Below are 21,506 nucleotides of genomic sequence, written 5' to 3'. Positions count from 1 at the left end.
AATAGTTATGTCGTATGACAATTATTGGGGAGGATATCATGCGCACTCAGGTCGTCATCGTCGGCGGTGGGCCGTCCGGCCTGTTGCTGGGCCAACTGCTTTACAAGGCGGGGATCGAAACGATCGTGCTTGAGCGCAAATCGCGTGAATATGTCCTCGGTCGCATCCGCGCAGGCGTGTTGGAACGGGGTCTGGTCGGCCTGATGGGTCAGGCTGGTGTAGACGCCCGGATGAAGGCCGAAGGCTTCGTGCATGACGGCACCCTGATTGCCTATGACAACGACATGTTCCGCGTGGATTTCACCACCCACACCGACGCAACGGTTCTGGTCTACGGACAAACCGAGGTGACGCGCGACCTCTATGATGCGCGGGACGCAACGGGCGGCGACACGCGGTTCGAGGTCGAAGATGTCGTGATACACGACGCCGACAGCGACGCGCCTCATGTCACCTTCTCCCAACACGGCCAAAACCACCGGATCGACTGCGATTTCGTGGCGGGATGCGACGGGTTTCACGGCGTCAGCCGCCAAACAATTCCCGAAGCCGTGCGGCAGGAATATGAAAAGGTCTATCCCTTCGGCTGGCTCGGCATCCTGTCCGAAACACCCCCCGTGAACGACGAACTGATCTACGCCAACTCAGATCGCGGCTTTGCCCTCTGCTCGATGCGGAACGAAAACCTCAGCCGCTACTACATCCAGTGCGACACATCAGATGACCCGTCCAATTGGACCGACGACGCCTTCTGGGACGAGTTGCGCCGCCGCATCCCACCGCAGGCCGCAGACACACTGATCACCGGCCCCACCATCGAAAAATCCATCGCCCCCCTGCGCAGTTTCGTGTGCGAGCCAATGCGCTGGGGTCGTCTGTTCCTGTGCGGCGACGCCGCCCATATCGTCCCACCGACCGGGGCCAAGGGCCTCAACACCGCCGCATCAGACGTTCACTATCTGAACCAGGGACTGCGCCAATTCTACGGCGAGGGCGACAGCAACGGGATCGACCGCTACTCGGAACGCGCCCTCGCTCGTGTCTGGAAAACACAACGCTTCAGTTGGTGGTTCTCGACCCTCATGCACCACTTCCCCGGACAAACCGCATTCGACAAGAAAATGCAGTTGGCCGAACTTGCCTTCCTGCGCGACAGCAAAGAGGCGCAAGCGGCAATGGCACTCAACTATGTTGGTCTGCCGTACTGAATTGGAAACGCGCCACCGCCGGTGCCCTTTCAGAATTCCAAGGTGGATCAGCAACGATGGACCAGACCAATATCCGCCGCATCGCAACCTTGCGCGGGTCAGATTGGTCTTCAAAACGCCGGGAAACCAGCACAACCTCACGCCGTCATTTGCCCGTCTCGTACCCGCACCAAACTGCCGCCCGCCTTCGTGGGCAGCTTGCCGAAAATCTGGTTAAATTGGCCCAAACCGACCGTGCGCAGGGCCAAGTCCCTGCTGCCATTACAAATTCAGAAAACCACCAAGATTCCGTGACACCGCCGAACAGGCTGTCCCCGCGGGGACACATCAGTCAAACAGGCTCCGAAGTCCTTTCTTAACCTCGTCTTCCAACTTTTTCTTTGTGGCATCTTCCAGGTCCTGACCTTCATCCGTGACGCCCAATTCCCTGGTCACTTTCTCGCGGACCTTGTCCTTGGCCCTGGCTTCGATCTTGGCTTTCTCGGCCTCGAGTTTTTCGTCCAGCTTCAGGTCAATGGCCGAGTCCAGATCGGGCAGAATACTGGGATCAGCCCAAGGCCCCCGAATGCGCACCGGGATCGCCAGATCCGGGCCGTCATCGCCCTTGAGTGCCGTGGGTGTGAACAGATAGTCGATGTCCTGCTGGCCCAGTCCAACCCGGCCCGCACCCCGCGCCTCGAAGCTGCGCAGCACGACAAGAAGGTCATCGTTCAGAAGGTTGCCGCCCTCCATTCGGAAGCTTGCGCTCATATCTTCGAACACGGTTGTACGGCCGTTGCCACGACCAAATTTCAGAAGACCATCAAGGTCCAGCCCTTCGATTGTACCGCCCGCGACATTGAATGACCCATTGCCCGAAAGGGACTTCATGATCGCGTCCACGTTGGAGCCGACGCCAAGAAATTTCACCTGCGCATTGGCTTTGCCGGTCAACATCTCAAGGTCCGCGGCATCCCGCAGGAAGGGTTGCAGGCCAAGGCCCCGCGCGGTCAGGTTGCCGCCCACGCTCAGGCCTGAGCGGTTGTTGACCACGAATTCGCCCACCAAGGTGCCGTTATAGGCGGCGACCTCTCGCAGCTCGAACACCATGCGACTGTTATCGTTGCGCAAAAGGGTGCGCGTCGGCCCCAGTTTGAATTGGCCAAGGTCGATGGAAGAGGCGGCCAATGCGATCTCACCATTGAACCCCGCCAGCCCGCTGGCATCGATCGGATCCGTGGGCCAGCCGGTGCCAACCTCAGTCTCCGAAGAGGAGGAGCCGCCACTACCACCCTCACTGGCCCCGCCGGTTGCACTGCTCAGGTCCAGCGCACCGGCATTCAGCTGGGCGTTGATTGTCGGTGTGCCGTTCAGGCTGATATCAGCCGCGCCAGTCAGCATGTTGCCCATGAGGTCTGCCCGAAGATCGCGCAGGGACAGGCGTCGGTCGGCGGTGAGGGTGAGCTGCGTCGACATCTCGACCGACTCCCCCAGTTTTGCTGGCAGACCAGGGCGCGGCAGGCCCAAGGCGGCCATAAACGTATCGGTATCCGGCAGGTTCAAACCAAGCGTGCCCGCAACTTCTCCGGCAGTGCTGGCGCGTCCGTCCAGTGTCAATAGCCCCCCGCCTGCTTCGATGGATGCCTTGACGGGTTGCACCTGTCCCGCGATGAAGCCCGCGAACCCGCCAATGGTGGCATCTACCTCAACCGGTGTCCCCGAGGGGCGCAGGGTCGCATCGATCGTGGCCGGGCCCAGACGCTCGGGCCAGTCAAGAAACAGATCCACACCTGAATATGAAAGTGTATCTGACCCTTCCGCAGCATAGACAAGCGTCGCGTCTGTGATCTGCAGCTTCTGGATCGACAAAGGCTGCGCGTCGCGGGTGGGTGCCGTCTCGGTTTCGATCTGCGCCTCTCCGCTTGCATCGGTGAAGACCCAGCTTGCCCGCCCGTCAGCACGGCTTTCAAGCCGGATGGTGGGGCGTGTTGCCTCGATATTGGTGATGCGGATTTCGCGGTCGCGGATATAGGCCATGAGGTCCACGCCAATCGCAGCATTCTCAGCCGTGAGCATGGGCCCCTGTTCGGACCAGTCGGCATTGCCAACCTCAAGCCCATCTGCCCGCACACCCAACACCGGCCACAGTGTCATCGACACCCCGGTGATGGTCACGTCACGACCTGTTGCCTTGCGGATCTGGTCAGCGGCGATGACGCCGATGCGGTCGGCAGGCAGGAAGAACAAGGACACCACGGCCACAAGCACAAGAACCAGGACAAACCCGATCAGGCGCAAAATCCATTTCATGACAACTGCTCCGTTCTGATGACGTGTTGGGACCAGCGTAACGCAGCGCACGCATAGCACCCAACCCTTTTCCCGGGCCACCACATCACATATGAGGCAAATCATGAGCACAAACCCGCCTGATCTGCGCCCCGATATTGCCCCCAAAGCCACGCTGGACGGCACACGCCGCCCCGGCCAGCCCACAATCGGGATGGTCAGTCTGGGCTGTCCCAAGGCGCTGGTCGACAGTGAACGCATCCTGACCCGGCTGCGGGCCGAGGGCTACGGCATATCGCCCGACTATTCCGGCGCGGATGCGGTGATCGTGAACACCTGCGGTTTTCTGGACAGTGCCAAGGCCGAAAGCCTTGATGCCATTGGCGAGGCGCTGGACGAGAACGGGCGCGTGATCGTCACCGGCTGCCTGGGCGCGGAACCTGAGTACATCACCGGCGCACATCCCAAGGTGCTGGCCGTGACCGGGCCGCATCAATACGAGCAGGTGCTGGATGCCGTGCACGCCGCGGTGCCGCCAGACCCGGACCCGTTTGTCGATCTGCTGCCCGCGCGCGGCGTCAGCTTGACCCCGCGCCATTTCAGTTACCTCAAGATTTCAGAGGGCTGTAACCACAAGTGCAAGTTCTGCATCATCCCGGACATGCGTGGCCGCCTTGCGTCCCGCCCGGCTCATGCCGTCGTCCGCGAGGCCGAAAAGCTGGTCGAGGCCGGGGTGAAGGAACTGCTGGTCATCTCTCAGGACACGTCGGCCTATGGCGTCGATATCAAACATGCCGAGGATAAGGGACACCGCGCGCATATCACTGATCTGGCCCGCGATCTGGGATCACTGGGCGCGTGGGTACGGTTGCACTATGTCTATCCCTACCCCCATGTGCGCGAGTTGATCCCGCTGATGGCGGAGGGGCTGGTGCTGCCCTATCTCGACATTCCGTTCCAGCATGCCCACACCGATACGCTGCGCCGAATGGCACGCCCTGCCGCCGCCGAGCGGACGCTGGACCGGATCGCCGAATGGCGGTCGATCTGCCCGGAGATCACCCTGCGCTCGACCTTTATCGTCGGCTACCCTGGTGAGACGGAAGAAGAATTCCAGACCCTGCTGGACTGGATGGACGAGGCGCAACTGGATCGCGTGGGATGCTTTCAGTACGAAAACGTGGAAGGCGCGCGATCGAACGCCCTGCCCGATCACGTGGCGCCCGAGCTAAAGCAGGAGCGCTGGGAGCGGTTCATGGAAAAGGCCGCGGCCATTTCCGAAGCCAAGCTGGCCGCCAAGGTGGGTCAGCGCATGGACGTGATCGTGGACGAGGTGGACGACGAGGCCGCCACCTGCCGGACCAAAGCAGATGCGCCCGAGATCGATGGCAATCTGTTCATCGACGAGGGGTTCGAGGATTTGACCCCCGGCGATATCGTCACCGTTGAGGTGGACGAGGCTGGCGACTACGATCTGTGGGGAAAGCTGGTGACAGCGGGCTGAACAACGGCCCGTTCTGGCCTGTCCATATCCAACACATTTGACCGGTTTTCCCACAAACCTTGCGTTTTGGTTAAGATGTTCTATATTTGTTCTCCACCCTGGCGAAAGCAAGGAGAACAGATATGTCGATCCATCCTACCCTTCCCGGCCTGTTCGAGCCGGTGCAGACAGCCCTGCCTCTTGACGCGCAGCCTGCAACGGAAAAGCAGATTGCCTATGCCCGGACGCTGGCTGCAAAGACGGGCCGCCCCTTGCCTGCGGCACTCTTCCTTGACCGGGCGAGTTTGTCGGCGTGGATCGATCAGGCCAAGCCCAAAGCCCAAGAGGGCCGTTTTTCAGCTTATCCCAGTGCAAAGCAGGTGCAGTTTGCCGAACGCATCGCCCGTCTGAAACGTCGCCAGATCCCGGCGGAGTGTTTCAAGGACAAGGTGATGATGTCGCGCTGGATTGACGGGAACAAACCGCGGTAAGTGCGGCGCTTTGTCTGTAGAGCCGCGTTTGTGCGGCTCTATATTTGCATCATGACTGAAGATACCCGGGTGCTTTATAACGCAGATTGCCCTGTCTGCAGTTTCGAGATTGACCACTATGCCAAGTATAGTGAGGGCCGTGCCCTGCCCATCCGCTTTGAAGATCTGAATTGCATCGATATGACGGATTGGGGGCTGAGCCGGGACAAGGCGGCGCGCCGTCTGTACGTGTTGCGGGGTGGTCAGATGTATTCGGGCATCCCGGCCTTCATCGTGCTGTGGCAGGACATGCCGCGTTATCGCTGGTTGGCACGGATCGTGTCGCTGCCCGGTCTCCATTGGCTGGCGTCCAAAGCATATGACCATGTGTTGGCGCCGCTGATCTACCAGTGGCACCTGCGGCGTCAGGCGGCAGCAACGTCAACTGAATCGTGAGGGTTTGTGCCTAGACTACGCGCATCTCACAGGTCAGGTTGCCGCAATGCCATACCCAAATTCTGTTCGTGAAACCCTTGCCGATGCTTCTGTTCATGTTCTTGGTCTGACAGCCGGGATCACAGCAAGTGCAATGCTGTTGGTTCATGTTGTGCAGACCCAAGGGGCGGCACAGATTGCTGCGACCAGCCTCTATACCGGCCTTGCGGTCTTTGCCCTTGTGGCCTCTGCGGCCTATCATCTGCTGCCGTGGGAGCGGTCGCGTCCGGTGTTTCACCGGGTCGATCATGCCGCTATTTACCTCAAGATTGCGGGCACTTACACGCCACTGGTTGTCCTGATCGGGTCAGCCTTTGCTTATGTGGTGCTAGCCGCTGTCTGGATGGTGGCCCTGCTGGGGGCCGTGGCCAAGCTGAGCTTCTGGGCCACGGATGCGCGCGGGTCGCTGGCGCTGTATCTGGCGATGGGCTGGGCGAGCGTGCTGTTGATCTGGCCGATGTGGCAGAACCTGCCCGGGGCCTCGACCGCGTTGATCGTGGCGGGCGGCGGTCTGTATTCGCTGGGCACGGTGTTTTACGCGCAGAAGTCGCTGCGCTTTCAGAACGCGATCTGGCACAGCTTCGTGCTGGCAGCATCCGCCTGTTTCTTTGGGGCTGTGGCCCTCGGCGTGTCAGTCTGAGCGGCGGGCCAGTTCGCCAAATGCTTCGGCGTTGCGGCAGAAGTCCGGCGTTTCAGATACTCGGCCGGGCTGCGCTTCGAGCCATTGGGCGCAGACATCGGGCTTGGTGCAGCCCACACAGTTCAGCACGAGATCCGAGATGTCGGAGGGTGTGAGATGCGCGCGCAGGGCGGCCTCTTGCAGGTCGACACCGCGGGCGGTGGCCATACGGTCGACCAAATCGGCGTGGGTCTTCAATCGGGCGTCAGTCATCGGGCGTCCCTTTCGACGAAATCCTTGGATGGACCCAGCCTGGCGGGCGCGGTGCGGAAGGTCCTTGATCTAGATCAAAGCTGGTCGAGATAGGCGCGCGCGCAGCTTTGCACATGGCGGAAGCGGTCACCGCCCAGATGTTTGCCGCCATACCAGCGGGTGACGACGACCAAGTGATCGGTTAGCCCCTCGCGTTCGAGCATGCGCAGGATCACCATACCCGCGCCCGCCTCACCATCGTCGCCCTTGATCGGGCCACCATCGGAAAGTGCGGCACCCCACGTATTATGGGTGGCCTTGGCATAGGCCCGGTCGCGTTTGAGGTCTTTTAGTGCAGCGTCAATGTCGGCCCGCGATATGACGGGACAGCCGGACACGGCGTATTTCGAGCCGCGGTCAGTCAGGATGTGCCCAAGCTGCTTCAAGGTCGGGTTTCCCAGACCCGACAGACGGGCCCGCATGTGCTATCCCCGCTGCATTGATTGATTAAAGACAATTTCAAACCGGGGATTTTCCCATGACGTTTTCAATACTGCCGCCGATGCCCATTTATGAGCTGATCGGCATTCTGGGCTTTGCCCTTTATGTGACGAATTACAGCCTTTTGACCACCCGCTGCCTAAGCAGCGATTGTCTGGCTTACTTCTGCATCAACCTCGTTGCCGCAAGCTGCGTGTTGCTGGGGCTGATGGCCAGTTTCAATCTGGCCTCGGCCCTTTTGCAGATCTTCTGGGTGGCGATGTCTCTTGTCGGCATCCTGGTCCGATTGAAACGGCGCGGTGCATCCGCACCGGTCTAAAGACCCGCGGCGGTACGGCGCACGGTTTCGATGCGCTGCGCGTTGGGCGGGTGCGTCCCGAGGAATCGGTCACCAGGATCGGGGATGCGGTTGAAGAACTCGGCTCCGTTGACAGGATTATAGCCCGCGGCGGCCGTAATGACGGTGCCCAGCGCGTCGGCCTCAAGCTCGAAATCCTTGGAATAGGTCCGTGCGCCCACCTGCGCCCCGATCCGCTGGGCGGACTCGATTGCAGTTGCATCACCGCCGGTCAGCGTTGTGGCCAAACCGCCGAAGATGACCGCCCCTGCAGCCGCATTCTGTTGCTGCCGCGCAATGTGGCCGCGCACGTGGTGCGCCGCTTCGTGGCCCATGACAAAGGCCAGCTCATCCACGTTCCGCGCGTCGTCGATCAGCCGCTCTGTGAACACCAGCAGCGGGCGGCCATCGTCATCAAGCGTTTGAAAGGCATTGGAAGGGGCGTTTGGCCGATCATCCACGATGATTCTGAAATCGCAGTTCACGTCCCGCGTCCGGGCACGGCATTCGCGTTCAGCCACGGGTTCGACACGGCGCACTACCTCGGCAAAGGCACGAAGGGATTGCTGCCGCGAGCCCAATTCATCTGGCACGCCCTGCGTGGCGGGCGCAGGGCCACCGGTGGGCGCTGGCGCGATTACCACATCATCGCAGGCGGCCACGAAAGCCAGTGTTGTCAGGGCGGCCAAGAGACGCGTGATCAAGGCGATGTCCTTTCGTAGAAAACGCAGCAGATACTATCACGCATGTTGGCAGCTTCCAGCCCTGTTCACGCAGCCGTGTGCCCCTTTGCAACTCTGCGCGCATGGCATACGCTTAAACCCATGTTTACAATCGAGCATGAATTCGACGCCACCGTCGTCACGCTGGTGGATGACGGGGCCGCCCCGCTGCAGGAAGATGTTGTGATCAACTCGTTCGCCGAGGTGATCACGGTGGAGCAATATGACCCGCGCACCGACAGCGTGGTCAAGATCACCCTGTCCCCGGAACAGGCGCGTGATTTGGCTGCGGCACTGGACTTGCCCGAAGGTGTGTATCAGTTGCGCAAGGAGCCGAAGTGAAAAGGTCTGGACCCTTGACCTGTCTCTGCTAGCCTGCGGGCCAGTAGGGGAGGACAGACATGGCGACCGGCACCAAGATCCGCACATTCTTTGAAGGTGCATGGCATGATGAAGACGTTGCCGTCATGCGCGCCGCAGATCATGGCAGTTGGGTGGGCAGCACGGTGTTTGACGGCGCACGCTGGTTTGATGGCCGTGCGCCCGACCTGGATCTGCATTGCGCCCGCATAAACCGGTCCGCTGAGGCGTTGATGCTGACCCCGACCATGGCAAGCGAGGATATCGTGGAGGCGATCCATGAGGGGTTGAAAGCCTATGATCCGTCCGATGCCGTTTACATCCGGCCCATGTACTGGGGTTTGGACGGCGATGCGTCAGGCATCGTGCCCAAGCCGGACGCCACCGGATTTGCCATCTGCCTCGAAGCGATCCCGATGGCTGATCCATCCACGTCGATTACGTTGGGACGCACGCGGTTTCGCCGCCCCGTGATCGAAGACAATGTCGTCAACGCCAAGGCTGGATGCCTGTACCCCAACAACGCCCGTATGCTGGCAGAAGTGCGCAAGCGTGGATTTCAGAACGCGCTGGTGGCCGATGCGATGGGCAACGTGGCCGAAAGCGCCACTGCCAACGTGTTCATGGTCAAGGATGGCGCGGTCTTTACCCCTATCCCGAACGGCACGTTCCTGTCCGGCATCACCCGCGCCCGCCACATGTCAAACATGCGCGCCGATGGGATGGAGGTCATCGAAAAAGTCCTGACCTTCGAGGATTTCGAGGAGGCTGACGAGGTGTTCCTGTCTGGCAATATGATGAAAGTCACGCCTGTGTCGGGGTTCGAGGACACGTCCTACCAGGTCGGTCCTGTCACCCGCCGCGCGCGCGAGATGTATTGGGATTGGGCCGCAAGCCATGGTTAAGCCGCTTGAGTTCTGGTTCGAATTTGCCAGCACGTACAGCTATCTTAGTGCCGCCCGGATCGAAGATGCCTGTGCCAAGGCCGGGGTGCCGCTGGTCTGGCGATCCTTTCTGCTGGGGCCTGTCTTTAGCGCGCAGGGCATGACAGATTCCCCGTTCAATATGTTTCCGGTGAAGGGCGCTTACATGTGGACGGACATTGCACGATGCTGTTCCGATCTGGGGCTGCCCTTTGCAAAGCCGTCCTCGTTTCCGCGGGGCAGCCTGCTGGCTGCACGCATTGCTGCGGCACATTCGGATGCCCCGTGGGTCGGAGCCTTTGTCCGTGCCGTGTATCATGCCAATTTTGCCGAGGATCGCGATATTTCGGACGACGACGTGATCGCCACCCTTCTGAACGAGATTGGACTGGATGCAGCGCCGGTGCTGGCAGCGGCCACCGCACCAGAAGGCAAGGCCCTGCTGCGTCGTGCGACCGAAGAGGCGCTGGAACGTGGGGTGTTTGGTGCCCCGAGTTTTGTCGTGAATGGCGCGTTGTTCTGGGGCAATGACCGGTTGGAACAGGCGCTTGCCCACGCCCGCGCCTCGTGATCACACGCGGGATTGCGCGCGCGCGGACGTTGGGCCATTGTGCCGGCACGTGAGCGGAGGACAGGATGCGCAAATTTCTGGTGGTGCTGGATGACAGCCGTGAGTGCCTGAACGCGATGCGCTTTGCAGCAATGCGGGCCAACCACACGGGCGGTGGCGTTGCAATTCTGTCAGTGATCCCGCCCGACGAGTTCAATCACTGGATCGGTGTTGGCAATGTCATGCGCGAGGAAGCTCGCGAGCGCATCCACGCCCATTTCGAGGTGTTCGCCAAGTGGATGCGCGACAAGCAGGGTATCGACCCCGAGCTGGTTATTCGCGAGGGACAGGCCGTGGACGAGATCATGGCGCAGGTCCATGACGACCCAGAGATCGGTGTGTTGGTGCTGGGTGCTGGGACGGACAAAAAGGGCCCTGGCCCGCTTGTCACGCAGCTGAGCCGCAACGCAGGCAATCTGCCGATTCCGATGACCGTCGTGCCGGGCGATTTGAGTAAAGAGAAGCTGGAAGCCATCACCTGATCGCAATCTGTGTGTCTTCGCCCACTTTAGAATCGTTCCAAACCTTGACAGTGCGCCGTCGCATCCGCATATCCTAGTGTAACGCTCAGGAGCTGTGCCCATGTTCATCCAAACCGAATCCACACCCAACCCCGCGACGCTGAAATTCCTGCCCGGCCAGTCCGTGCTGGAAATGGGCACGGCCGATTTTCCAACGGCCGAGGCGGCAGACAAATCACCGCTCGCCAAGCGCATCTTTGCGGTCGAAGGTGTAACGGGCGTGTTCTTTGGCACCGACTTTGTCACCGTGACCAAGGCGGATGCCGTCGATTGGGATCACATCAAGCCTGCCCTGCTGGGCGCGATCATGGAGCATTTCCAATCCGGCCAGCCGGTCATGGATGATGGCCACGCTCCGGCCTCCGGCCATGCCGAGCATGATGGTGAAGATGCCGCCGTTGTTGGTCAGATCAAGGAACTGCTCGACAGCCGGGTCCGTCCCGCCGTTGCACAGGACGGTGGAGACATCACTTTCCACGGCTTTGACCGCGGCGTTGTCTACCTGCACATGCAGGGTGCCTGCGCGGGCTGCCCGTCTTCGACCCTCACACTGAAGATGGGGATCGAGAACCTGCTGCGCCATTATATTCCCGAGGTGACAGAGGTACGACCTGTTGCCGTCTGACCCTGCCGGGCCGATCACGGCCCGATGCTATTGCGGTGCGTCCCGACTGACGCTGGATAAGCCACCTTTCACGGTGGCTTATTGCCATTGCGACGATTGTCGTCGCTGGACGGGCGCGCCGGTCGCAGCCTTTGCCGCCTTTGATCGGGCCGATGTGATCGCACAATTGCCGGATGCATTTCGGGGTGCCGCTGGTGTCGAACGCTGGACATGTCCCACCTGTCATGCGCCGCTGGGCGCGGCCTTCGATTACTTGCCGGACCAAATCTATGTGCCCATCGGGATCATTGACCAAGCGGAGCAGCTTGCGCCCGCGATGCACAGCCATTCTGGCAGTGCCTTGCCGTGGCTGCATATCGATGACGATCTGCCGCGTGCCGATGCATCCGCACGTGACGCATTGGGCACTGTAGCCGAATGACAGCGCCATTAATCCTCGGCTTTGACACGTCTGCCGCCCATTGTGCGGCGGCGCTGGTGCGCGGTGATACGGTGTTGGTTGCGGTGGGAGAAGAGATGGCGCGCGGACAGGCCGAGCGGTTGATGGGATTGCTTGAGGAGGTGTTGAACGGCCAAGGCATGACCTGGGCGGATCTGGATGCGTTGGCCGTGGGAACCGGACCAGGCAACTTCACCGGCATTCGCATCGGCGTGTCGGCGGCGCGCGGCTTGGCCCTTGGGCTCGGGTGCCCCGCCTACGGCGTCACAGGTTTCGAGGCCCGGACGCGGCTTGCACCAGACCGCACGACCGTCGCTATCCCGGCCCCCCGTGACATGGCCTATTTCATGGAAGGCGACAAAGCACAGTTGCGACCCGTTGCGGAAGTCTCGAACCCAGCGCCGCATCCTGCCCCCGCAGAACTGGCCACCGCGATCGCGCTGCACGCCGCCTCTGTCTGGCCGACCGAGACACCGCCACCTGCCCCGTTCTATGTCCGTCCACCGGATGCGGCACCGGCGCGGGATGCACCGCCACCGATCCTGCCATGACACCGGACACACTTGCCGCTTTGCATGGGGCTGCTTTTACCCACGAACGCCCATGGTCAGCGCAGGAGTTCGTCGATCTTCTGGCGAATCCCCACACGCATCTAAACACGGTCCCGCATGGATTCGCCCTTTGGCGTGGGATTGCAGCGGAGGCGGAACTGCTGACCATCGCCGTTGACCCGGCGCATCAGGGTCAGGGAATTGCCACGAAATTGATGACCGCCTGGATGTCAGAGGCGGCCAGGACATGCACCAGCGCCTTTCTTGAAGTGGCATCGGACAACGCGAACGCCATTGCACTCTACGCCCACCAAGGCTTTGAAATCATTGCGACCCGTCCGGACTACTACCATCGCCCGGACAGCCGTGCTGACGCGCTGATCATGCGCGCGGCCCTCCCCTTGTCTGTTCTCAAAAAATCCTCGGGAGGGCTTCGCCCGTAGGGCCGAGCGGGGGCAGACAGCCACCCTGCCTACCCAATCAGCTTTGCGCAAGGTTAGCCCCCTTCACACCCGCCCCATGGGTTAAAAAGCGGTTGACGCCCCCCCGCCCCTGCGGCCTAATCCCGTATGATCTTTTGATCCCGGGCGTTCGGTGGTCCGCCGCCACCGCCCCAACCATGATAAAACTGGGAGACCTGATAGATGACCATGATGCAGAAATTCCTTGGCGCGACTGCGGCCCTGGCCCTGTCCGCAGGTGCTGCGCTGGCCGAACCCGCGCTGATCTTCGATCTGGGCGGCAAGTTCGACAAATCCTTTAACGAAGCGGCCTTCAACGGTGCGAAACGCTGGGCGGACGAGACCGGCAACAACTTCCGCGAGATCGAACTGCAATCCGAAGCCCAACGCGAGCAGGCCCTGCGCCGCTTTGCCGAATCCGGCGCGAACCCAATCGTCATGGCCGGTTTTGCCTTTGCCGATGCACTGGGTCAGGTTGCTTCTGATTATCCAGATACCAAGTTCACCATCATCGACATGGTCGTGGACGCCCCCAACGTCCGTTCTGTTGTCTTCAACGAGCATGAAGGCTCGTACCTCGTGGGTATGATGGCGGCGCAGGCCAGCGAATCCGGCACGGTCGGCTTCATCGGTGGCATGGACATCCCGCTGATCCGCAAGTTCGCGTGCGGCTACGCCCAAGGTGTCAAGGCCGTGAACGCCGACGCAACCGTGATTGCCAACATGACCGGCACGACACCCGCCGCTTGGAACGACCCTGTGAAGGGATCGGAATTGACCAAGGCGCAGATCAGCCAGGGTGCTGACGTTGTCTATGCTGCTGCGGGTGGCACAGGCGTAGGCGTTCTGCAAACCGCGGCTGACGAAGACATCCTGTCGATCGGTGTGGACAGCAACCAGAACTACCTGCACTCGGGCAAGGTTCTGACCTCGATGATGAAGCGCGTGGACAACGCCGTCTTCCAGGCCTTTACCGATGGGGTGGATATGGAGACAGGCTTTAACGTCATGGGTCTGGCCAATGGCGGCGTCGGCTATGCGCTGGACGAGCACAACGCGGAATTGGTCTCGGACGAGATGAAGGCCGCCGTGGACGCAGCATCGGCAGAGATCGCAGGCGGCACGCTGACCGTTCACGACTACATGTCGGACGACAGCTGCCCTGTGCTGAACTTCTGATCCGATCTGAATGAAACAAGGGCCGCGCCACACATCATGTGGCGCGGCCTGCCGTTCAAGCTGGCGCATTGCATGACTTTGGAACTACAACCCATCTTCGATGCCTGGGGTGAGCCCGACGCCGCAACGCGCGCCGCTCTGGTTACGCCCGCCTTAAGTGAAAACTTCTACTATGCTGACCCGCACGCACCGCACCCGTATCAGGGCGTTTCCGCTTTTCTGGATTTTCTGACGGTGTTCGCCGAACGCGTACCCGACGCGGCAGCCAAGATCGTCGCAACATCCCGTCACAATACGCACGCGCGCGTCACCCTTGATTTGACGCGTGACGGTGCGCCGATGGCGCGTGTACAATATTTCATCGACCATGACATAAACGGCAAGCTGACGCGCATGGTCGGTTTCATGGGAACGGAAGATACCGCATGACAGCCCCCGCCATTGAACTCAAAGGCATTTCCAAAGCCTTCGGCCCTGTTCAGGCCAACAAAGACATCTCGATCCGCGTGATGCCCGGCACAATCCACGGGATTATCGGCGAAAATGGTGCGGGCAAGTCAACGCTGATGTCCATCCTGTATGGGTTCTACAAGGCAGATGCGGGTGAGATTTTCATCGGGGGCAACAAGACCGAGATCCCCGACAGCCAGGCGGCCATCGCCGCTGGCATCGGCATGGTGTTCCAGCATTTCAAGCTGGTCGAAAACTTCACCGTGCTGGAAAACATCATTCTGGGCGCCGAAGACGGTGGCTTGCTGAAGCCGTCGCTGTCGAAAGCCCGCAAGACCCTGCTGGAGCTGGAGAAGGAATACGACCTCAAGGTCGATCCGGATGCTGTCATTGAAGAGATCGGCGTGGGCATGCAGCAGCGCGTCGAGATTCTGAAAGCCCTGTACCGACAGGCCAACATTCTGATCCTGGACGAACCCACGGGCGTGTTGACGCCTGCAGAGGCGGATCAGTTGTTCCGCATTCTTGGGCGCCTCAAGGAAGAAGGCAAAACAATCATCCTGATCACGCACAAGCTGCGCGAGATCATGGACATCACCGACACCGTCAGCGTGATGCGCCGGGGCGAGATGACTGCCACAGTCAAAACCGCTGAAACCAGTCCCGAAGAGCTGGCCGAGTTGATGGTCGGTCGCAAGGTGTTGCTGCGCGTCGACAAGGCACCAGCGACACCCGGCGATGTTGTGTTGGACGTCCAAAATCTGAAAGTTGTGGACGAGCAGGGCGTTGAGCGTCTGCGTGGCATCGATCTGCAGGTGCGTGCAGGTGAAATTGTGGGTATCGCGGGCGTTGCAGGTAACGGTCAGTCAGAGCTGCTTGAAGTGCTAGGTGGTTATGAGGACGCAACCGGGACCGTGACCTTGAACGGCCAGCCCATTGACCTGACCGGCAAGTATTCGGATGGGCGGTCGCGCCGCGACCGTGGCATCGCCCACGTGCCCGAGGACCGTCAGCGCGAAGGCCTGATCATGGACTTCGCGGCCTGGGAAAACACCGCGTTCGGCTATCACCGTGACGCGGCCTATACTTCGGGCCTGCTCAGCAACAACGCGGCGATCAAAGCCGACACGGCTGAGAAGATGGAGCGCTTTGACGTGCGCCCGCCGCATCCACATCTGGCGGCCAAGAACTTTTCCGGCGGCAACCAGCAAAAGATCGTTCTGGCGCGCGAGATTGAGCGGAACCCGGACCTGCTTCTGATCGGTCAACCGACGCGCGGCGTGGATATCGGGGCCATTGAGTTTATTCACCAACAGATCGTTGCCCTGCGTGATCAGGGCAAAGCCATCCTGCTTGTGTCGGTCGAGTTGGAGGAAATTCTGGGTCTTGCCGACCGCGTGGCCGTCATGTTTGACGGACAAATCATGGGTGAGCGCCAGACAACCGAGACCGACGAAAAAGAACTGGGCTTGCTGATGGCGGGCATTACCGACACCGACAAGCCCCACACGTTAGCTGAGATTGAAGCCAACCTGGCCCATGCGCATGGCGATGCGTCGAAGGAGGTCTGAACCATGGATGTGATGCCAAAATGGGCCGAGGTGATCCTTGTTCCGCTTATCTCTTTGATCCTTGCGGCGCTTCTGTCGGCGCTGGTGATCCTTGCCATTGGTGAGAATCCGGTAGAGGCCGTGAACCTGATGGTCACTGGCGCGGTTGGGTCGACCTATGGCTGGGGTTACACGCTCTACTACGCGACCAACTTCATGTTTACCGGGCTGGCCGTGTCCGTGGCGTTCCACGCCGGGCTGTTCAACATCGGTGGCGAAGGTCAGGCCATGTTGGGCGGGCTTGGCGTTGCTCTCGTCTTGCTGTTCATTCCCTGGCCGCATTGGACCATCGCCTTGTTGGCTGCAACGGCCGGTGCTGCAGTATTTGGCGCACTTTGGGCTGCGATCCCGGCCTATCTGCAAGCCAAGCGGGGCAGCCATATCGTGATCACCACGATCATGTTCAACTTTATCGCGGCTGCCGTGCTGAACTACATGCTCGTCAACCAGTTGCGCCCAGCGGGCAGCATGGACCCTGCCACCGAGCGGTTCCGCGAAGCTGTGCATCTGCCGAGCCTACACGAGATGCTGGCCCCCATTGGCATCAACTTCTCCAAGGCAGCACCGGCAAACGTGTCGCTGGTTATCGCCATTATCGCCTGTGTGCTGGTCTGGCTGTTGATCTGGCGCACGCCCTTGGGCCTTGAGATCCGGTCCTATGGCAAGTCAGGCCGCGCTGCCAAATACGCGGGTATAGGGGCCGTGCGCATCACCATGATCGCCATGCTGATCTCAGGCGCCCTCGCGGGCATGATGGCGATCAATAACGTGATGGGTGAGGCCGAGCGACTGGTTCTGAACGCGGTTGAGGGTGCAGGTTTTATTGGCATCGCGGTGGCCCTTATGGGCCGCAGCCATCCGTTTGGCGTTTTCCTTGCCGCGATCCTCTTTGGCTTTCTCTACCAAGGTGGGGCGGAGTTGGCGCTGTGGACATCGATTCCACGTGAGTTGATAGTCGTCATTCAGGCGCTTGTGATCCTGTTCACAGGTGCGCTGGACAACATGGTGCGGATGCCGTTGGAACGGATATTCCTTGCGGCCCGCAATGCACGCACGTCCAAATCGGTTGAACCGGCGGAGTAAGTACGATGGATTTTCTCGCCCTTTTCGACCTCTCAGTCCTCGACTCAACCGTCCGTCTGGCAACGCCGCTGCTGCTGGCCTGTCTTGCCGGCCTGTTCTCGGAGCGTGCGGGCATCTTTGACATCGGCCTTGAAGGCAAAATGCTGTTTGCGGCCTTTTTCTCTGCTGCCGTAGCGGCCATGACGGGCTCTGTCTGGCTTGGGCTTTTGGCCGGTATCGCCGCGTCGATGGCTTTGTCCGGTATCCATGGCCTTGCCTCGATCACCTTCCGCGGCAACCAGTTGATCTCCGGTGTCGCCATCAACTTCCTTGCTGCGGGCATGACTGTGCTGATTGCACAGGATTGGTTTCAGCAAGGTGGGCGCACCCCGTCGCTGATCGGCGGTGGCCGGTTCGAACCAATTATCCTGCCCTTTGCCGAAAGCCTGCGCGGCGTGCCGTTCCTTGGCCCGATCTATGCCGAGCTGATCTCGGGCCACTCAATCCTTGTCTACGTGGCGCTTCTGGCCGTGCCGGGCACGTGGTGGCTGCTCTTCCGCACCCGTTTTGGCTTGCGCCTGCGCGCCGTCGGTGAAAACCCGGCGGCCGTGGATACAGCCGGTGTATCGGTCGTCGGCCTGCGTTTTGTGGCCGTCGGTATTTGCGGCATCCTATGTGGCATTGCGGGGGCTTATCTTGCGACGGGTCTACAAGCTGGCTTCGTCAAGGACATGACCGCCGGTCGTGGCTTTATCGCGCTGGCCGCCCTCATCTTTGCCAAGTGGCGGCCCTGGCATGCGCTTTGGGCCACACTGCTGTTCGGCTACTTGCAGGCTATCGCCCTGCGCCCTGACATCATCGAAGGCGCGCTTGGGTTTAGAGTGCAGGTCCAGCTTCTGGACGCCCTGCCCTATATCCTGACGGTCGTGATCCTTGCGGGCTTTGTGGGCAAGGCGATTCCCCCGCGTGCGGGCGGCGAGCCCTATGTGAAAGAGCGGTAAGGCGCATCTTGATGCGCCACCGGCGCCCGAACAATAGGGCGCACATGCTTATGTGCCGCGTGATAGGTCCAGATTCCCCACAAACTTAACCCCAGTTTGCTGCGCAGCGGCATGACATCTTGATTTCCCATACCGTGCCGTCCTAACAGTACCCATGCAAATCTACCTGCCCATCGCCGAGGTATCGGTAAACGCGTTCCTTCTTCTTGGATTGGGCGGCATGGTGGGTATCCTATCCGGCATGTTTGGTGTTGGCGGCGGCTTCTTGATGACGCCGCTTTTGTTCTTTATCGGCATTCCACCCGCTGTCGCTGTTGCGACAGAAGCAAACCAAATTGTTGCCTCGTCCTTCTCGGGCGTGTTGGCCCATCTCAGGCGCAAGACGGTGGACCTGAGGATGGGGACCGTGCTGCTGATTGGCGGCCTCATAGGTGCGGCACTGGGTGTGCTGATCTTCAACTATCTCAAGTCGCTGGGTCAGGTCGATTTGCTGGTTCGTCTATGTTACGTCGTTTTCCTTGGCGTGATCGGCGCATTGATGTTTGTCGAAAGCCTTAATGCGATCCGCAAGACGGCCAAGGGCAGTGCAATGCCCACCCGCAAGAAACACGGGATGATCCACAAGCTGCCCTTCAAGATGCGGTTCCGGGTGTCTGGTCTTTATATCTCGGTCATTCCGCCGCTTCTGGTCGGACTGAGTGTTGGCATCCTCGCCGCCATCATGGGTGTTGGTGGCGGGTTCATCATGGTGCCTGCCATGATCTATCTGCTGGGCATGCCAACCAAGGTGGTTGTCGGGACATCCCTGTTCCAGATCATCTTTGTCACCGCATTCACCACCATGCTGCATGCCACGACGAACTTTACGGTAGATGTGGTATTGGCCGTGTTGCTGTTGGTTGGGGGCGTGATCGGTGCCCAGATCGGCACGCGTATCGGCGTGCGGATGAAGGCGGAACAGCTGCGCATCTTGCTGGCCCTGATGGTGCTGGTTGTCTGCGGCAAGCTGGCCTTTGATCTGCTTGTCATGCCGTCCGAACTGTACTCTGTTGGGGCGGTGGGGGGTCATTGATGCTGCGCTGGTTGGCCCTGTTCATTCTCATCGCCCTGCCCACCTGGGCCGAAGAGGTCGTACTGGGTCTGAGCCAGGACGAAGTGGCGATCACCACCAGCTTTGATGGATCCGAAATCCTGATCTTTGGCGCGGTCAAACGCGAAGCCCCCATCCCCGAGGGTGAGTTGGGTGTCATCGTCACCATTGCAGGCCCACCTGAGCCCGTCACCGTGCGCCGCAAGGAGCGGCGTTTCGGTATCTGGGTCAACACCGACGCGGTCGAGTTTGATGGGGCACCAAGTTACTACGCTGTGGCATCAAGCGCGCCGCTTGAAGAGGTTTTGGGGATTCGTGAGAACCTGGAACACCGCGTATCTGTCACCAGCAAACTGAATGCCGTCGGCGCGCCAAACTCGGTTCTGGATGCCAGTTCCTATGTTGCGGCCCTGATCCGCATCAACACCGCTGCCGAGACTTACCAGCTGCTTGAAGGTCAGGTTGTTGTCGATGAAGACACGCTGTTTCGGACCCGCATCCGCCTGCCAGCGGCATTGACAGAAGGCGCCTATGAAACGCGCATCTTTCTGACGCGGGACGCAGAGGTGGTGGCCAGCTACGAGACAACCATAGACGTCCGAAAAGTTGGACTGGAGCGCTGGCTTTTTGTCCTCAGCCGCGAAAACCCGTTCTGGTACGGATTGATGTCGCTCGCGATTGCCATCGCAGCCGGATGGACTGCATCGGCTGCGTTTTCACTGTTGCGCAACTAGAGCTCTGGTTCCTCGGGCGCGAGGGTGAGGGTGGCAGCCGGAACGCTGCGCAAATCGTCGACGCGCAGCGGACCTGTCGGTTTTGACAACCTGTTCCGAACCACCCAGATCAGCCTGTTCTGTGCCCGCGTGATGGCCACGTAGGCCAGCCGCTTCCAGAGGGGTTGCCCTGCCTCTGTCCGGTTCATGCGGGCGGCCACATAAAGGTCAGGCGCGAACACCTGCACCGTGTCCCACTGCGAGCCTTGCGCCTTGTGGATTGTTACGGCGGCCCCGTGGAGGAATGTGGCGCCCATGCGCGCGGCATAGGGGATAAAGGGTTCTTCCTCGTCCGGTTTTTCTATCTTCACAATTGACGCAGCAGAGACCTGCGGGTCTTCGGCCCCGATCACGTGCAGGCGGGAAAAGCCGGGTTTGCGCCCTTCGCCAAGATAAACAACCTGCGCGCCCTTGATCAGCCCGCGCGCTTCGAGGTCGAGCCGTTTCTTGCGGTGTTTCAGCGGCAGTTCCAGACCGTCACAGATCAGTGGTTCGCCTTCGATCAGGCGGTCATCGGGGGCTTCGTACACCGCACGGAAGGCATTGATCAGACGGATGCGTGTAGCGTTGCGCCAGACAAGGACCGGGCTGCGCGCCATCAGGTCCACCTCGACACGCTGGCCCCAGACGACACGTTCGTCACGAGCTGCGGCCTCCTCCACCATCTTTTCAAACCGGTAGAAATCGACCTGCGGGTCGGCCAGCGCGTGGGCGAGGTCGAGGATCGGATTGTCCGCTGCCTGCCTGTGGATGCGGCCCAGGTTCATGACCCGGCGTTCGGGCAGCTTGTCGAACACCATCGCGCCGGATTGGTTGACCGGAGCCAACTGTGCAGGATCACCAAACAGCAAGAGGGTTGGGAAAATCTCTTTCAGATCCTCGAACTGCTTGTCATCCAGCATGGAGGCTTCGTCGATGAAGCCAATATCCAGCGGTTCCTCGCGCCGTTTCCAACCGGTGATGAAGTCGCTTCCACGCAACCCCGCAGCAGCCAATGCGCCGGGAATGGACTTGTTTGTTTGGTAGAAGGCAAAGGCTCGATCGAGTGCCTGGTCGGTCAGCCCCTCGACCTCAGGCCGGTCGCCATTGCCAGCGAGCCATTCGGCGATGCGTTCGTATTCCGGATCATAGACAGGGGTATAGAGAATGCGGTGGATCGTGGTCGCAGGCACACCGCGGAAACGCAGCACGCTTGCCGCCTTGTTTGTGGGGGCAAGAATGGCAAGGGTCCGGCGGTCTTTGCGCCTGCGGGATTCGTAATCGCCCGACACGATCTCGACCCCGGCAGCTTCGAGCGCCTTGTAGAGTTCGGACAGCAGAAGTGTCTTGCCCGATCCAGCCTTGCCCGTGATTGCCATGACGGACGTGGCCGAGGATTTCGGCGGCATAAGAAGCGCGTCATCAAGATCGATGCCAGCACCGCGCAACATCTCGGTTACGGTGTCAAAAGCGCTGGCCTGATCGTCAGAAAGGGCAAGGGAAGTGGACATGCCGCG

The 21,506-nt window shown here is 60.5% G+C and carries 26 protein-coding genes; 21 read left to right on the top strand and 5 right to left on the bottom strand.

Annotation, left to right across the window (positions count from 1 at the left end; genetic code table 11):
* Positions 1 to 38 precede the first annotated feature (38 nt).
* The gene (gene pobA, locus Q1A51_RS04375; RefSeq protein ID WP_299599450.1) at positions 39 to 1,208 is read left to right on the top strand and encodes a 4-hydroxybenzoate 3-monooxygenase; all 1,170 of its coding nucleotides are present in this window, start codon (positions 39 to 41) and stop codon (positions 1,206 to 1,208) included.
* 327 nt (positions 1,209 to 1,535) lie between these two features.
* On the opposite strand, the gene Q1A51_RS04370 is transcribed toward pobA, so the two are convergent.
* Positions 1,536 to 3,497 (bottom strand): AsmA family protein, encoded by a 1,962-nt coding sequence (locus Q1A51_RS04370; RefSeq protein ID WP_299599452.1) that lies wholly within the window; start codon positions 3,495 to 3,497, stop codon positions 1,536 to 1,538.
* Between the two features lie 103 nt (positions 3,498 to 3,600).
* Between Q1A51_RS04370 and rimO the strand changes: the two genes are divergently transcribed.
* The 4 genes from rimO to Q1A51_RS04350 all read left to right on the top strand — a co-directional run bounded on the left by rimO (position 3,601) and on the right by Q1A51_RS04350 (position 6,564).
* Positions 3,601 to 4,980: a 30S ribosomal protein S12 methylthiotransferase RimO gene (gene rimO / locus Q1A51_RS04365; protein ID WP_299599454.1), complete on the top strand. Its 1,380-nt coding sequence runs from the start codon at positions 3,601 to 3,603 to the stop codon at positions 4,978 to 4,980.
* Between the two features lie 122 nt (positions 4,981 to 5,102).
* Positions 5,103 to 5,450, top strand: coding sequence for a hypothetical protein (locus Q1A51_RS04360; protein WP_299599456.1), 348 nt, complete (start codon positions 5,103 to 5,105; stop codon positions 5,448 to 5,450).
* 51 nt (positions 5,451 to 5,501) lie between these two features.
* Positions 5,502 to 5,885: a thiol-disulfide oxidoreductase DCC family protein gene (locus Q1A51_RS04355; protein WP_299599458.1), complete on the top strand. Its 384-nt coding sequence runs from the start codon at positions 5,502 to 5,504 to the stop codon at positions 5,883 to 5,885.
* A 46-nt stretch (positions 5,886 to 5,931) separates the two neighbouring features.
* Positions 5,932 to 6,564: a hemolysin III family protein gene (locus tag Q1A51_RS04350; RefSeq protein ID WP_299599459.1), complete on the top strand. Its 633-nt coding sequence runs from the start codon at positions 5,932 to 5,934 to the stop codon at positions 6,562 to 6,564.
* Here the strand turns inward: Q1A51_RS04350 and Q1A51_RS04345 are convergent.
* Together Q1A51_RS04345 and Q1A51_RS04340 are read right to left on the bottom strand one after the other, a co-directional pair.
* Positions 6,556 to 6,816 (bottom strand): DUF6455 family protein, encoded by a 261-nt coding sequence (locus Q1A51_RS04345; protein ID WP_299599461.1) that lies wholly within the window; start codon positions 6,814 to 6,816, stop codon positions 6,556 to 6,558. The two genes, Q1A51_RS04350 and Q1A51_RS04345, sit on opposite strands and share 9 nt — an antisense overlap.
* A gap of 74 nt (positions 6,817 to 6,890) precedes the next feature.
* Positions 6,891 to 7,277 carry a YigZ family protein gene (locus tag Q1A51_RS04340; protein ID WP_299599464.1) on the bottom strand — a complete coding sequence of 129 codons (387 nt, stop codon included), beginning with the start codon at positions 7,275 to 7,277 and terminating at the stop codon, positions 6,891 to 6,893.
* A 56-nt stretch (positions 7,278 to 7,333) separates the two neighbouring features.
* On the opposite strand from Q1A51_RS04340, the gene Q1A51_RS04335 reads away from it, so the two are divergent.
* A complete protein-coding gene (locus Q1A51_RS04335; RefSeq protein ID WP_299599466.1) occupies positions 7,334 to 7,615 on the top strand; it encodes a hypothetical protein in 282 nt (93 codons plus the stop codon).
* On the opposite strand, the gene Q1A51_RS04330 is transcribed toward Q1A51_RS04335, so the two are convergent.
* Positions 7,612 to 8,334, bottom strand: a complete 723-nt coding sequence (locus Q1A51_RS04330) for a M48 family metallopeptidase (protein ID WP_299202522.1) — start codon at positions 8,332 to 8,334, stop codon at positions 7,612 to 7,614. The two genes, Q1A51_RS04335 and Q1A51_RS04330, sit on opposite strands and share 4 nt — an antisense overlap.
* Before the next feature lie 123 nt (positions 8,335 to 8,457).
* On the opposite strand from Q1A51_RS04330, the gene Q1A51_RS04325 reads away from it, so the two are divergent.
* The 15 genes from Q1A51_RS04325 (at position 8,458) to Q1A51_RS04255 (ending at position 19,971) form a co-directional block, all read left to right on the top strand.
* On the top strand, positions 8,458 to 8,697 hold the full coding sequence (locus Q1A51_RS04325) for a hypothetical protein (protein WP_189370941.1): 240 nt from the start codon (positions 8,458 to 8,460) through the stop codon (positions 8,695 to 8,697).
* A 59-nt stretch (positions 8,698 to 8,756) separates the two neighbouring features.
* Positions 8,757 to 9,620, top strand: coding sequence for a branched-chain amino acid aminotransferase (locus tag Q1A51_RS04320; protein WP_299599469.1), 864 nt, complete (start codon positions 8,757 to 8,759; stop codon positions 9,618 to 9,620).
* Positions 9,613 to 10,209, top strand: a complete 597-nt coding sequence (locus Q1A51_RS04315; RefSeq protein ID WP_299599470.1) for a 2-hydroxychromene-2-carboxylate isomerase — start codon at positions 9,613 to 9,615, stop codon at positions 10,207 to 10,209. The genes Q1A51_RS04320 and Q1A51_RS04315 overlap by 8 nt, the downstream gene beginning before the upstream one ends.
* Before the next feature lie 65 nt (positions 10,210 to 10,274).
* Positions 10,275 to 10,730 carry a universal stress protein gene (locus Q1A51_RS04310; protein ID WP_299201441.1) on the top strand — a complete coding sequence of 152 codons (456 nt, stop codon included), beginning with the start codon at positions 10,275 to 10,277 and terminating at the stop codon, positions 10,728 to 10,730.
* Between the two features lie 100 nt (positions 10,731 to 10,830).
* Positions 10,831 to 11,394, top strand: coding sequence for a NifU family protein (locus tag Q1A51_RS04305; protein ID WP_299201438.1), 564 nt, complete (start codon positions 10,831 to 10,833; stop codon positions 11,392 to 11,394).
* On the top strand, positions 11,384 to 11,815 hold the full coding sequence (locus tag Q1A51_RS04300; protein WP_299599471.1) for a GFA family protein: 432 nt from the start codon (positions 11,384 to 11,386) through the stop codon (positions 11,813 to 11,815). The genes Q1A51_RS04305 and Q1A51_RS04300 overlap by 11 nt, the downstream gene beginning before the upstream one ends.
* Positions 11,812 to 12,384 (top strand): tRNA (adenosine(37)-N6)-threonylcarbamoyltransferase complex dimerization subunit type 1 TsaB, encoded by a 573-nt coding sequence (tsaB, locus tag Q1A51_RS04295; RefSeq protein WP_299599473.1) that lies wholly within the window; start codon positions 11,812 to 11,814, stop codon positions 12,382 to 12,384. The genes Q1A51_RS04300 and tsaB overlap by 4 nt, the downstream gene beginning before the upstream one ends.
* Positions 12,381 to 12,827, top strand: coding sequence for a ribosomal protein S18-alanine N-acetyltransferase (gene rimI / locus Q1A51_RS04290; RefSeq protein WP_299599475.1), 447 nt, complete (start codon positions 12,381 to 12,383; stop codon positions 12,825 to 12,827). The genes tsaB and rimI overlap by 4 nt, the downstream gene beginning before the upstream one ends.
* A 201-nt stretch (positions 12,828 to 13,028) precedes the next feature.
* Positions 13,029 to 14,024: a BMP family ABC transporter substrate-binding protein gene (locus Q1A51_RS04285; RefSeq protein WP_299599477.1), complete on the top strand. Its 996-nt coding sequence runs from the start codon at positions 13,029 to 13,031 to the stop codon at positions 14,022 to 14,024.
* Positions 14,025 to 14,060: 36 nt separating this feature from the next.
* Complete coding sequence (locus tag Q1A51_RS04280) at positions 14,061 to 14,453, top strand: nuclear transport factor 2 family protein (RefSeq protein WP_299599479.1); 393 nt, start codon at positions 14,061 to 14,063, stop codon at positions 14,451 to 14,453.
* Complete coding sequence (locus Q1A51_RS04275) at positions 14,450 to 16,045, top strand: ABC transporter ATP-binding protein (RefSeq protein WP_299599481.1); 1,596 nt, start codon at positions 14,450 to 14,452, stop codon at positions 16,043 to 16,045. Before Q1A51_RS04280 ends, Q1A51_RS04275 begins: the two co-directional genes overlap by 4 nt.
* A 3-nt stretch (positions 16,046 to 16,048) precedes the next feature.
* Entirely contained in the window at positions 16,049 to 17,167 is a 1,119-nt protein-coding gene (locus Q1A51_RS04270; protein WP_299599483.1) for an ABC transporter permease, read from the top strand.
* Between the two features lie 5 nt (positions 17,168 to 17,172).
* Positions 17,173 to 18,147 carry an ABC transporter permease gene (locus tag Q1A51_RS04265; RefSeq protein WP_299201415.1) on the top strand — a complete coding sequence of 325 codons (975 nt, stop codon included), beginning with the start codon at positions 17,173 to 17,175 and terminating at the stop codon, positions 18,145 to 18,147.
* 154 nt (positions 18,148 to 18,301) lie between these two features.
* On the top strand, positions 18,302 to 19,219 hold the full coding sequence (locus tag Q1A51_RS04260; RefSeq protein WP_299599486.1) for a sulfite exporter TauE/SafE family protein: 918 nt from the start codon (positions 18,302 to 18,304) through the stop codon (positions 19,217 to 19,219).
* Complete coding sequence (locus Q1A51_RS04255) at positions 19,219 to 19,971, top strand: TIGR02186 family protein (protein WP_299599488.1); 753 nt, start codon at positions 19,219 to 19,221, stop codon at positions 19,969 to 19,971. The genes Q1A51_RS04260 and Q1A51_RS04255 overlap by 1 nt, the downstream gene beginning before the upstream one ends.
* On the opposite strand, the gene Q1A51_RS04250 is transcribed toward Q1A51_RS04255, so the two are convergent.
* The gene (locus Q1A51_RS04250; protein ID WP_299599490.1) at positions 19,968 to 21,500 is read right to left on the bottom strand and encodes an AAA family ATPase; all 1,533 of its coding nucleotides are present in this window, start codon (positions 21,498 to 21,500) and stop codon (positions 19,968 to 19,970) included. The genes Q1A51_RS04255 and Q1A51_RS04250 overlap by 4 nt on opposite strands.
* Between the last annotated feature and the right edge of the window lie 6 nt (positions 21,501 to 21,506).

The sequence above is a fragment of the uncultured Tateyamaria sp. genome (assembly GCF_947496075.1).
Lineage (GTDB): Bacteria > Pseudomonadota > Alphaproteobacteria > Rhodobacterales > Rhodobacteraceae > Tateyamaria.
Note: the sequence above shows the minus strand (reverse complement) of the source record. Positions and strands in the feature narration are given on the sequence as shown.

Bases quoted from the DNA above. Each gene is read 5' to 3' on its own strand.
- Q1A51_RS04250 (WP_299599490.1), bottom strand. From the start codon at position 21,500: ATGTCCACTTCCCTTGCCCTTTCTGACGATCAGGCCAGCGCTTTTGAC.
- Q1A51_RS04325 (WP_189370941.1), top strand. From the start codon at position 8,458: ATGTTTACAATCGAGCATGAATTCGACGCCACCGTCGTCACGCTGGTG.
- Q1A51_RS04275 (WP_299599481.1), top strand. From the start codon at position 14,450: ATGACAGCCCCCGCCATTGAACTCAAAGGCATTTCCAAAGCCTTCGGC.
- Q1A51_RS04360 (WP_299599456.1), top strand. From the start codon at position 5,103: ATGTCGATCCATCCTACCCTTCCCGGCCTGTTCGAGCCGGTGCAGACA.
- Q1A51_RS04285 (WP_299599477.1), top strand. From the start codon at position 13,029: ATGACCATGATGCAGAAATTCCTTGGCGCGACTGCGGCCCTGGCCCTG.
- Q1A51_RS04335 (WP_299599466.1), top strand. From the start codon at position 7,334: ATGACGTTTTCAATACTGCCGCCGATGCCCATTTATGAGCTGATCGGC.
- Q1A51_RS04315 (WP_299599470.1), top strand. From the start codon at position 9,613: ATGGTTAAGCCGCTTGAGTTCTGGTTCGAATTTGCCAGCACGTACAGC.
- Q1A51_RS04265 (WP_299201415.1), top strand. From the start codon at position 17,173: ATGGATTTTCTCGCCCTTTTCGACCTCTCAGTCCTCGACTCAACCGTC.
- Q1A51_RS04305 (WP_299201438.1), top strand. From the start codon at position 10,831: ATGTTCATCCAAACCGAATCCACACCCAACCCCGCGACGCTGAAATTC.
- Q1A51_RS04345 (WP_299599461.1), bottom strand. From the start codon at position 6,816: ATGACTGACGCCCGATTGAAGACCCACGCCGATTTGGTCGACCGTATG.
- Q1A51_RS04370 (WP_299599452.1), bottom strand. From the start codon at position 3,497: ATGAAATGGATTTTGCGCCTGATCGGGTTTGTCCTGGTTCTTGTGCTT.
- Q1A51_RS04270 (WP_299599483.1), top strand. From the start codon at position 16,049: ATGGATGTGATGCCAAAATGGGCCGAGGTGATCCTTGTTCCGCTTATC.
- tsaB (WP_299599473.1), top strand. From the start codon at position 11,812: ATGACAGCGCCATTAATCCTCGGCTTTGACACGTCTGCCGCCCATTGT.
- Q1A51_RS04350 (WP_299599459.1), top strand. From the start codon at position 5,932: ATGCCATACCCAAATTCTGTTCGTGAAACCCTTGCCGATGCTTCTGTT.
- Q1A51_RS04340 (WP_299599464.1), bottom strand. From the start codon at position 7,277: ATGCGGGCCCGTCTGTCGGGTCTGGGAAACCCGACCTTGAAGCAGCTT.
- Q1A51_RS04310 (WP_299201441.1), top strand. From the start codon at position 10,275: ATGCGCAAATTTCTGGTGGTGCTGGATGACAGCCGTGAGTGCCTGAAC.
- Q1A51_RS04355 (WP_299599458.1), top strand. From the start codon at position 5,502: ATGACTGAAGATACCCGGGTGCTTTATAACGCAGATTGCCCTGTCTGC.
- Q1A51_RS04320 (WP_299599469.1), top strand. From the start codon at position 8,757: ATGGCGACCGGCACCAAGATCCGCACATTCTTTGAAGGTGCATGGCAT.
- rimI (WP_299599475.1), top strand. From the start codon at position 12,381: ATGACACCGGACACACTTGCCGCTTTGCATGGGGCTGCTTTTACCCAC.
- rimO (WP_299599454.1), top strand. From the start codon at position 3,601: ATGAGCACAAACCCGCCTGATCTGCGCCCCGATATTGCCCCCAAAGCC.
- Q1A51_RS04260 (WP_299599486.1), top strand. From the start codon at position 18,302: ATGCAAATCTACCTGCCCATCGCCGAGGTATCGGTAAACGCGTTCCTT.
- Q1A51_RS04255 (WP_299599488.1), top strand. From the start codon at position 19,219: ATGCTGCGCTGGTTGGCCCTGTTCATTCTCATCGCCCTGCCCACCTGG.
- pobA (WP_299599450.1), top strand. From the start codon at position 39: ATGCGCACTCAGGTCGTCATCGTCGGCGGTGGGCCGTCCGGCCTGTTG.
- Q1A51_RS04280 (WP_299599479.1), top strand. From the start codon at position 14,061: ATGTGGCGCGGCCTGCCGTTCAAGCTGGCGCATTGCATGACTTTGGAA.